The 727-nt window shown below is 61.5% G+C and carries 2 protein-coding genes; both read left to right on the top strand.

From position 1 onward, the window contains the following. Positions 1-277, top strand: a 277-nt coding sequence (locus tag F8N96_RS34840) for a steroid delta-isomerase (RefSeq protein ID WP_150801644.1), incomplete at its 5' end; no start/stop codon positions are given. Beyond that, entirely contained in the window at positions 274-708 is a 435-nt protein-coding gene (locus tag F8N96_RS34835; RefSeq protein WP_150801643.1) for a nuclear transport factor 2 family protein, read from the top strand. The genes F8N96_RS34840 and F8N96_RS34835, both read left to right, overlap by 4 nt. Positions 709-727 lie beyond the last annotated feature (19 nt).

Genomic DNA, 727 nt, shown 5'->3' with positions numbered 1-727 from the left:
CCCGGTCGGCCAGGCGCCGTTGCAGGGCATCGACGCCATCGCGCGCTTTTACCGTGAAGGACTGGGGGCGATGAAAGTCTCCGCAACCCAGACCGGCCCGGTTCGCGCGACCCTCAACGGTTGCGGCGCGATGCCGTTCCGGGTCGACATGGAGTGGGGCGGGCAACCGTGCTCGCTGCATGTGATCGACGTGATGGAGTTCGATACCGACGGCAAAGTCCGCTCGATGAAAGCCTACTGGAGTGAAGTTAACGTAATCGCGCGAGGTGCCGAATGAACCTGGAGCAGCGGATCGCCCGCCCGGAAGCGCTGGAGGATATTCGCCAGCTCAAGCATCGCTACCTCAACGCCTGCGATCTCAAGCAGGTCGAGGTGATTGCCTACTGCTTCGCCGATGGTGAAGTGCTGATCGATTACGGCCCACTGGGGATCTTTCGTGAGCGCGACAGTTTTGTCGCGCTGTACCGCGAACTGGCCTGCCATGAGCGGGTGATCGACCTGCATCACGGCGCCAACCCGGAAATCGATGTGCTAAGCGAAGATGAAGCCCAGGGCCGTTGGGCCCTGTGGTATTTTAACCTGGATGGTGAGAGCGGGGCGACGCGGCAGTTGGGTGGGTTCTATCAGGACCGTTATCAGCGTATCGCCGGCCAATGGAAGCTCGTCGCCACCCGCTTTACCGCTCACTCGGAAGTGGCGCGTTCCTGAAAGTTGCTCACTCCAGAGG

The organism is Pseudomonas fluorescens (genome assembly GCF_902497855.1).
GTDB lineage: Bacteria > Pseudomonadota > Gammaproteobacteria > Pseudomonadales > Pseudomonadaceae > Aquipseudomonas > Aquipseudomonas fluorescens_BI.
Note: the sequence above shows the minus strand (reverse complement) of the source record. Positions and strands in the feature narration are given on the sequence as shown.

What these genes read in the sequence shown, in the direction of transcription:
- F8N96_RS34835 (WP_150801643.1), top strand. Translation starts at nt 274, where the DNA reads ATGAACCTGGAGCAGCGGATCGCCCGCCCGGAAGCGCTGGAGGATATT.